The organism is Chromobacterium indicum (assembly GCF_039708975.1).
GTDB classification, from domain to species: Bacteria; Pseudomonadota; Gammaproteobacteria; order Burkholderiales; family Chromobacteriaceae; genus Chromobacterium; species Chromobacterium piscinae.
Genome location: NZ_JAYFSJ010000031.1, coordinates 1 through 9,232 on the forward strand (window position 1 = coordinate 1; position 9,232 = coordinate 9,232).

Annotated in this window: 5 protein-coding genes; all 5 read right to left on the reverse strand. The window is 65.8% G+C overall.

Translation table 11 applies throughout. The annotated features are described in order from the left end of the window. A partial coding sequence (locus VA599_RS23995) for a calcium-binding protein (protein WP_346790996.1) occupies nucleotides 1–3,521 on the reverse strand: 3,521 nt, incomplete at its 3' end. Between the two features lie 22 nt (nucleotides 3,522–3,543). Next, a complete protein-coding gene (locus VA599_RS24000; RefSeq protein WP_346790997.1) occupies nucleotides 3,544–4,794 on the reverse strand; it encodes a glycosyltransferase family 4 protein in 1,251 nt (416 codons plus the stop codon). Nucleotide 4,795: 1 nt separating this feature from the next. Further along, on the reverse strand, nucleotides 4,796–6,217 hold the full coding sequence (locus tag VA599_RS24005) for an HlyD family type I secretion periplasmic adaptor subunit (protein ID WP_346790999.1): 1,422 nt from the start codon (nucleotides 6,215–6,217) through the stop codon (nucleotides 4,796–4,798). A 6-nt stretch (nucleotides 6,218–6,223) separates the two neighbouring features. Continuing rightward, nucleotides 6,224–8,368, reverse strand: a complete 2,145-nt coding sequence (locus VA599_RS24010; protein ID WP_346791000.1) for a type I secretion system permease/ATPase — start codon at nucleotides 8,366–8,368, stop codon at nucleotides 6,224–6,226. 367 nt (nucleotides 8,369–8,735) lie between these two features. Beyond that, a partial coding sequence (locus VA599_RS24015; protein WP_346791002.1) for a calcium-binding protein occupies nucleotides 8,736–9,232 on the reverse strand: 497 nt, incomplete at its 5' end.

The following is a 9,232-nucleotide window of genomic DNA, read 5'->3' on the forward strand; positions in this document are numbered from 1 at the left end:
CCGGCCCAGGCCGCCGTCAGCACATCGTTGCCGGCGCCGCCGCGCAGCGTGTCGCGCTCTTCGCGCCAGTCGTTGCCATCGATCCGGCCGCCGACGATGACATCGTCGCCGTCGCCGCCTTCCAGCAGATCGGCGCCATCGCCGCCATTCAGGGTGTCATTGCCGGCGCCGCCGAACAGACTGTCTTTACCGTCCGCGCCGACCAATACATCGTCGCCGCCCAGGCCGAAGATCACGTCGTTGCCCTTGCCGCCGGTCAGCGTGTCCTTGCCCTCGGTGCCGGTCAGCGTCGCGCCGGACAGGCTGAGCAGTTCAACCAGGCTCCAGTTGGCGCCGCCGGCGAAGGCGATGTGGCCGCCCCAGTTGGCGTTGACGGTCAGCGCGTTCTGGATGGTGATGCTGTCCTGGCCGTTGCGGTGCTTGAGGATCACATCCAGGCCGCTACGCACCACGACGATGTCCGAAACCGAGATGCCGATGCCGAAACGAATTTCGTCGCCCGCGCTCCACGCCACCGCCGCGCTGCTGCCGTCAAAGCGGATCACGTCCTGGCCATCGCCCAGGTTGAAAATGTAGACGTCGCGTCCCGCGCCGCCATCCAGCACGTCATTGCCGGTTCCACCCTTGAGCGTGTCGTCGCCGCCCAGGCCGATCAGCGTGTCGTTGCCCGCCCCGCCGTCCAGCACATCGTTGCCGGCGCCGCCCTGCAGCAGGTCGTCGCCCGCGCCGCCGGTGATGACGCCGCTGGCCCACTGGCTGATCTGCGTCGAAGTCCAGCTGCTGCCATCGGCGAAGATCACGCTGCCCACCTGGGCGGAAACCGCGCCGAACCAGTTCTGGATCAGGATGGAATCGGTCCCGTTGACGTGCTTGAGGATCACATCGTTGCCGGCGCGCACCACCACGATGTCCGAAACCGCGATGCCCACGCCCAGGCGGATTTCACTCTGGTGGCTGACGGAGACATTGACCGAGTTGTTGATGATGACGTCGTTGCCGTCGCCCAGGTTGAACACGTAGATGTCCCGGCCCGCGCCACCCTTCAGCGTGTCGTTGCCCTTGCCGCCTTCCAGCACGGCGCTGCCGCCGACGCTGATCAGCACATCGTTGCCGGCGCCGCCTTGCAGCGTGTCGCTGACATTGCCGCCGATCAGGATGTCGTTGCCGTCGCCGCCGACATGCAGGCCGTTCGCCCACTGGCTGATCTGCACCGAAGTCCAGCTGCTGCCATCGGCGAAGATCACGCTGCCCACCTGGGCGGAAGTCGCGCTGAACCAGTTCTGGATCAGGATGGAATCGCTGCCGTTGACGTGCTTGAGGATCACATCGTTGCCGGCGCGCACCACAACGATGTCCGAAACCGAGATGCCCACACCCAGGCGGATTTCGCTCTGGTGGCTGACGGAGACGTTGACCGAGTTGTTGATGATGACGTCGTTGCCGTCGCCCAGGTTGAACACGTAGATGTCGTGCGCCGCGCCGCCTTTCAGCGTGTCGTTGCCCTTGCCGCCTTCCAGCACCACGGTGCCGCCGACGCTGACCAGCACGTCGTCACCGGCGCTGCCCTTGATGGTGTCGTTGCCGCCGACCACGATCAGCTTCTGCAGATCGGCCGCGCTCCAGCGGACGCCGTCGGCGAACACCACCTCGCCGGCCCAACCCATCTTGTCCACCGCGCCGTTCTTGATGGTGATGCCGTCCTGGCCGTTGGCCAGCATCAGCACCAGATCATTGCCGGACTTCAGCACCCGCACGTCGGCAGCCTTGATGCCTGCCAGGAAGCGGATCTGGTCGCCCTTGCTGTACTGCGCCATCTTGGCCGCCGCCACGCCGTAGTTGATCTGGTCGCGGCCGCCGCCCAGGCCAAACTCGAACACGTCGCGGCCCTTGTTGCCCACCAGCACGTCGTTGCCGGAGCCGCCGCGGAAGGTGTCGTCGCCATTGCCGCCGATCAGCGTGTCGTTGCCGGCGCCGCCGTCGAGGATGTCCGCGCCGTCCTCACCCTGCAGCAGATCGTCGCCATCGGTGCCGTTCTGCATGCCCACCACGCGCTGGATCAACTCCGCGCCCAGCCACACGCTGCCGTCGGCGAACACGATCTGGCCCTGCCAGCCGTGCTCGACGCTGAAGCCGCCCTGGATGGTGATGGAGTCGCTGCCATTGACATGGAGCAGCACGATATCGTCGCCCACTTGCTGCACGCGGATGTCGGACACCGCGATGCCGACGCCGAAGCGGATCTCGTCATGCAGCGTCACCGCCACGTCCACATTGTGCGCGGCGATCACGTCATGGCCATGCCCGGCCTCGAACACGTACACGTCGCTGCCGGCGCCGCCCACCAGGGTGTCGTTGCCGATGCCGCCGATCAGCGTGTCCGATCCACCGTTGCCGATCAGCACGTCGTTGCCCGCGCCGCCGATCAGCACGTCGCCGCCTTCCCAGCCGGTCAGGGTGTCGTCGCCGTCGGTGCCGGTCAGCGTGACGCGCAGGTCGGCCTGGGTCCATACCGTGCCGTCGGCGAACACGATGCGCTCGACGCGGCTGCCGACGGCGGCGAAATAGCCCTCCACCTTCACGCTGTCGCTGCCGTTGGCGTGCTTGAGCACCAGGTCCATGCCCACCCGCACCGCAACCATGTCCTTGACCGCGATGCTCGCGCCGAAGCGGATCTCGTTCTGCACCGACACATCCACGCTGGCGGTTTCGCGGATCACGTCCGCGCCGTCGCCCAGATTGAAGATGTAGATGTCGGCGTCCACGCCGCCAATCAGGGTATCGTTGCCCTTACCGCCTTCCAGCACGTTGCGGCCGCTGCCGCCATCCAGCAGGTCATCGCCATCGCCGCCTTGCAGCGTGTCGTCGCCGTCGCCGCCCAGCAAGGTGTCGTTGCCGCCCAGGCCGATCAGGTGATCCTTGCCTATCCAGCCCTTCAGCTTGTCCTTGCCCTCGGTGCCGGTCTGTACCAGCACCTGCTGCGCCAAGTCGGCGATCGTCCAGTTGGTGCCATCGGCGAAATGGATGTTTTCGATCCAGAATGCCTTGCCTGCGAACCAGTTCTGGATGGTGACGGAATCATTGCCGTTGCGGTGCTGCAGCACCAGATCGTTGCCAATATGCTGCAAAATGATGTCTTGGGGCGCGATGCCGGCGCCAAAGCGCAGTTCGTCGCGATAAGCCGGGTCGGTATCCGCCGCGTCGGCCTTGTTCAGCGCGTTGTCCAGAATCAGATCGCGCCCATCGCCCAGATTGAACAGGTAGACATCGCCGTCCACCCCGCCCACCAGCGTATCGTCGCCGCGGCCGCCGGCCAACGTGTCATGCCCGTTGCCGCCGGTCAGGCTGTCGTCGCCGTCGCCTCCATCCAATAAATTATTGCCGGGACCGCCATTCAGCGTGTCATCGCCCCCGTAACCGTTCAGGGTATCGTCGCCGTCGCCGGCGCTGATCAATTCCCCCTTGTCGGTGCCGTTCCACGTTTTGCCCGTTCCGGCGCCTGCGTTGCCTTGCGAAGTTGCCATTTTTTACCTTTCTGTTATCGGACTACTGCCTAAGCCAGGCATCGCTTTCCTGCGCGGCCACTCCAGCCACCGCGCCGGAAACATCGATGCCCAACAAATTTCGATACGCGTCCAAGCCCTGCTCGACGCTGTACCGTTCCGCCGTCCACCGCGCCTGCCGCCGCATCCCCGGCGCATCCTCGCGCAACGCGCTTCTCACCCGCTCCACCAGCGCCTCTCGATCAAAGAAACCGACCAAATGACCGTTGGTCCCGTCACGTATCACCTCGCGCAGCGGCGCGGTGTCCGACGCCACGATGCGGCAGCCGCTGGCCATCGCCTCCAGCAGGCTCCACGACAGCACGAAGGGATAAGTCAGGTAGACGTGGACGGCCGACACTTGCAGCACCTTGCGGTAGACGTCGTACGGCACCTTGCCGAGGAAGTGCACCCGGTCCGGATCGACGGGGTTTTCGCGCAGCAGCTTCTCGCGCCAGTTCGCGGCGTCCGCCGGCGCGCTGCCATAGCTAACGCCGTCGCCGCCGACGATCACGACCTGGCAATCGGGCTCGGCGCGCAGCAGCTCGGGCAGCGCGCGCATGAAGACGTGGAAGCCGCGGTAGGGCTCGAGGTTGCGCGCGACGTAGGTGACAACCTTCTGCCCGGCGCGCAGCGTGCGGCCGTTCGGCAGGGTCAGTTCGGCAGTGGAGTCAGGCTTCAACAACTCAGTGCGGATGCCTTCGTGCGCCACGCTGAGCTTGTGACGGTAGGCGGCCGGATGCAGGCTGTGCTGCCAGTGGGTGGGGCAGATGCCGGCGTCGGCGTTTTCCAGGTTGAGCAGGTGCAACGCGTTGCGGGCGCGCAGCCGCGCGGCGCCGTCCAGGCTGAGCGGGAATTCCGGGTCGAAGTCGGCGTCGGCGCCGCGGCCGTGGTAGAAGAATTCGCAGTAGTGGATCAGCCGCGCGCTCGGAAACAGGTCTTTCAGGAACAGTGTCTCGCCCCAGCCTGGGTGGGCGAGGATCACGTCGGGCCGATAGCCGCGATTGGCCAAGGGCTGCAGGGTCCGCAGCACCGCCTGGCCGTGAAGCACCGCATCTTCGTAGCTGTACAGATAGGGGTGGGCCTGGCGGCTGGGCTGGCGGTGCGGCTTGTAGCGCAGCAGCCGCACGCCTTGCAGGCCGGGCGCGGTGTCGCGCCCCACCGCCAGCAGGTCGATATCGGGCCGGGTTTTCAGATCGTCGGCGATGTGGCGCAGCTGGCCGGGGAAATTCTGGTGGATCAGCAGGATCTTCATCTCAGCGCTCCCGCATGCCTTCGCCGACGTGCTCCTGCAGCGGGCTGAGGAAGTAGTCGATCACCCGACGCTTGCCGGTCTTGATCTCGGCGCTGACCGCCATGCCGGCGCTCAAGTTGACGCGGGCTCCGTCTATCAGCAGATGGTTTTGCTTGAGCCGGATGCGGGCGGGGAACAGCAGGCCGCGCTTCTCGTCCTGCTGCGCATCGTGGCTGACGGTTTCCACCACGCCGTCCAGATAGCCGTAGCGGGTATAGGGGAAGCTTTCCACTTTCACCGTCACCGCCTGGCCGGGCCGGACGAAGCCGATGTCCTTGTTCTCGATCTGCGCTTCCACTTCCAGCGCCTCGTTGGCGGGCACCACCGCCAGCAGCGGCTGGGCCTCGGTGACCACGCCGCCGACGGTGTGGATGGCCAGCTGCTGCACGCTGCCGGACACCGGCGCGGTGAGCTGGGTCAGCGCCTGGCGACGGCCGGTCTTCTTCACTTCTTCGCCGGACTGGGTGGTCTGCTCGCGCGCTTCGCGCAGCTTGTCCAGCGCGTCGCTGCGGAAGTTGGCGGTCAGCGCCTGCAGCTCTTCGCGCTGGCTGGCGATGGCGGCGGCCAGTTCCTGGATGCGGCTCTTCTGGCTGGCCAGGTCGCCCTGCTGCTCGATGCGCGCCTGCTGCTTGTCCAGATAGGCGTGCTTGGAGATGAAGTTCTTGTCCAGCAGCTCCTGGTAGTCGTGCTCGCGCGCTTCGGCCAGCCGCGCCGTGCCCTGCAGCTTGATCACTTGCTGGCGAGTGGTGGACAGCTCGGCCTCGCGCTGGCGCAGCGTGGCCTGCAGCGCGTCGCGCTTAGCCTGGTAGGCGCGCCACTGGCCGACGGCCAGCGTCTCCTCGCTCAGCTGCTTGGCCGGATCGACGCCGTCCAGCTTCTCCAGCTGCGGCAGCCGGCCGTTGTCCAGCGCGGCCAGCAGCGCCTGGTAGCGGGCCGCGGCCAGGCGGGCGGTTTCCAGCGCGTCGCCGGCCTTGCGGTTGTCGGCGCCGGCGGCGGTGGCGTCCAACTCGATCAGCAGCTGGCCAGCCTTGACCAGCTGGCCGTCGCGCACGTGGATGGCCTTGACCACGCTGGGCTCCAGCGGCTGGATGATCTTGGTGCGGCCGCCGCTGACGGTCTTGCCGCCGGCGACGGCGACGATGTCCAGCTGGCCGATCAGCGCCCACAGCAGCGCGCAGACGAACAACGCGACGATCACGCGCATGCTCCAGCGCGGCAAGGGCGAAGCCGGGCTGTCGGTCAGCTCCAGGTGGGCGGGCAGGAAGGCCAGCTCGTCCTCGCTGCGCGGCTTGGGATCGAGCTGGTGGCGGATGGACCAATGGTCGGCGAACGCCTGGCGGTAGCGTTGCAGGAAGCCCCGCAGCGCCTCAATCTGATGTTTCATCTCGGCTTATCCTTGCTGCAGGCTGTGGAGGTGGGCGTAGTAGCCGCCGGGCTTCTGCGCCAGTTCGGCATGGCTGCCGGCCTCGACGATCACGCCCTTGTCCATCGCGATGATGCGGTGGGCGCCGCGCACGGTGGACAGGCGGTGGGCGATGATCAGCACGGTGCGGCCCTGGCAGATGGCGCGCATGTTCTGCATCACTGCGCGTTCGGACTCGTAGTCCAGCGCGCTGGTGGCCTCGTCCAGGATCAGGATGCGCGGATTGCAGACCAGCGCGCGGGCGATGGCGATGCGCTGGCGCTGGCCGCCGGACAGGCTGGCGCCGTGCTCGCCGACCATGGTGTCGTAGCCCTCGGCCAGCTCCATGATGAAATCGTGGGCGCCGGCCAGCTTGGCGGCGCGGATCACCGCGTCCAGCGACATGCCGGGATCGGACAGCGCGATGTTGTCGCGCACGCTGCGGTTGAACAGCAGGTTCTCCTGCAGCACCACGCCGATCTGGCGGCGCAGCCAGGCCGGATCGGCCAGGGCCAGATCGTTGCCGTCCACCAGCACGCGGCCGGATTCCGGCACGTACAGCCGCTGCACCAGCTTGGTCAGCGTGCTCTTGCCGGAGCCGGAGCGGCCGACGATGCCCACCACCTCGCCGGCGCGGATGTCCAGACTCAGCTTGCGCAGGATCTCCGGGCCATCCGGGCGGTAGCGGAACACCACCTGGTCGAACTCGATCTTGCCCTGGATGGCCGGCAGCGCCGCGCGGCTGGCCGGCAGCTCGGTGCGGGTGTTGAGGATGTCCCCCAGCCGCTCCACCGAAATGCCCACCTGCTGGAAGTCCTGCCACAGCTGAGCCAGGCGCACCACCGGCGCCGCCACCTGGCCGGCCAGCATATTGAAGGCGATCAGCTGGCCCACCGACAAATCGCCGCCGATCACCAGCTTGGCCCCCAACCACAAGGTGGCCACCGTCACCAGCTTCTGGATCAGCTGCACGCCGTTCTGGCCGATATTGGCCAGCCGCGTCACGCGGAAGCCCGCGGCCACGTAGGCCGCCAGCTGGTTGTCCCAGCGCCGGGTCATGTGCGGCTCCACCGCCATCGACTTGATGGTGCCGATGCCGCCCACCGACTCCACCAGGAAGGACTGGTTGTCGGCGCCGCGGGCGAACTTCTCGTCCAGCCGCCGGCGCAGCACCGGCGTCAGCATGGCCGACCAGGCGGCATAGCACGGCAACGAGATCACCACGATCAACGTCAGCCAGCCGCTGTAATAGAACATCACCGCCAGGAACACGAAGGAGAACAGCAGGTCCAGCACCGTGGTCAGCGCCTGGCCGGTGAGGAAGTTGCGGATGCTGTCCAACTCGCGCACCCGCGCCACCGTGTCGCCGACGCGGCGCGCCTCGTAATAGGCCAGCGGCAGCGCCAGCAGATGGCGGAACAAGCGCGCGCCCAGCTCCACGTCGATGCGGCTGGTGGTGTGGGCGAACACATGGCCGCGCAAGGCGGACAAAATCACATTGAACACCGACAGCGCCAGCAGGCCGACGGCGATCACGTCCAGCGTGTTGAAGGCGCGGTTGACCAGCACCTTGTCCATCACCACCTGGAAGAACAGCGGCGTCACCAGCGCGAACAGCTGCAGCACGAAGGACACGCCCAGCACTTCCAGCAGCAGCTTGCGGTACTTGACGATGGCCGGCACGAACCAGGTGAAGTCGAACTTGACCAGCGCCCCGGCCGCCGACGCGCGCGAGGCGACCACCAGCAACCGGCCGTCGTAGCGCGCCGCCAGCTCGTCCAGGCTCAGCACCGCGGGACGGCCCTGCCTCAGATCGTGGATCAGGACTTTGTCGCCGTCGCAGCGGGCGACGATGAAGTGCTCGCCATTGGCCGCCAGCGCCAGCGCCGGCAAGGCCATCAGGCCGATGCGGTCCAGCGGCTGCTGGACGATCTTGGCTTTCAGTTCCAGGTGCTTGGCGGCGAGGAGGAGATCGGTTTCGGAGAAGGGTTCGGCGGAGCGGCCGAATTGGTGGGCGAGTTGCTCTGGGTCGGCGGCGATGCCGTGGAACTGGGCCAGCAGCACCAGGCCGAGCAGGCCATGATCTGGCGCCGAAGCTCCCGGCACGGTTTGACCGCTAATAGGATCAGACATGTTTTTAATTGAACTGGCAATAAGGATGGGGATTTGCAAAGGAAAATACCGGCTTTTCCTTTAAACAAAAATGTTAATTTTTACCAATTAAAAAATTGCCATCCCACCAGCGAAGTCAAACAAAGGCCAATTACCAGCAAATTTCCAACATTGATCAGCCACCCTGAATAAGACAGGCCGAACTCCCCTCGTCATTCATTCTGTTTTATCGCCAGACCGACACAAATCACACCGCTGTTGATACGTATAATTACTTACATAGCTAAAACTCTAAATATCTTCCCAGCCACTCCCCTGCCGCCAAGACAATAAAAAAAGCCACGCATCTGCATGCGTGGCTTTGTGATCAAACATCAGACCTGTTTATTTACTTCCAGCTCGACGCCATCACAGTCTGCAAACCGGCCTGATAATCGGCCGGCAGCGTCATCTGACCGGCAGCCGGCGGATTGAACGCCGCCATCGCCGTCACCAGCGCCTGCACCTGCGAAGCCGCCAGCGCCTTGCCATCGCCGGAGCGTATGGTTTCCAGCTGGTTGGCGGCACTGCCGAACCAGTTGTCCACCACCACCTTGTCGCCGCCGCCGATCACGCTGACTTCCAGACTGTTGTTCTGGCGACGGAACCACAGCTGATCGGCGTTGACGCCCTTGTCGAATTCCAGCGCATCCTGCCCGCCGGAATCCTGCACCAGGTCCACGCCGTCGCCGCGGCCGAAACGATAGGTGTCATTGCCCTCTCCGCCGTTGAGGGTGTCGTTGCCGATGCCGCCCTCCAGCGTGTCGTTGCCAGTCCCCCCACTCAAGAAGTCAAAGCCGTCGCCGCCGTCCAGCAGGTCGTTGTCGTACTCGCCGCTCAAGGTAT

What these genes read in the sequence shown, in the direction of transcription:
- VA599_RS24000 (WP_346790997.1), bottom strand. Translation starts at nt 4,794, where the DNA reads ATGAAGATCCTGCTGATCCACCAGAATTTCCCCGGCCAGCTGCGCCAC.
- VA599_RS24005 (WP_346790999.1), bottom strand. Translation starts at nt 6,217, where the DNA reads ATGAAACATCAGATTGAGGCGCTGCGGGGCTTCCTGCAACGCTACCGC.
- VA599_RS24010 (WP_346791000.1), bottom strand. Translation starts at nt 8,368, where the DNA reads ATGTCTGATCCTATTAGCGGTCAAACCGTGCCGGGAGCTTCGGCGCCA.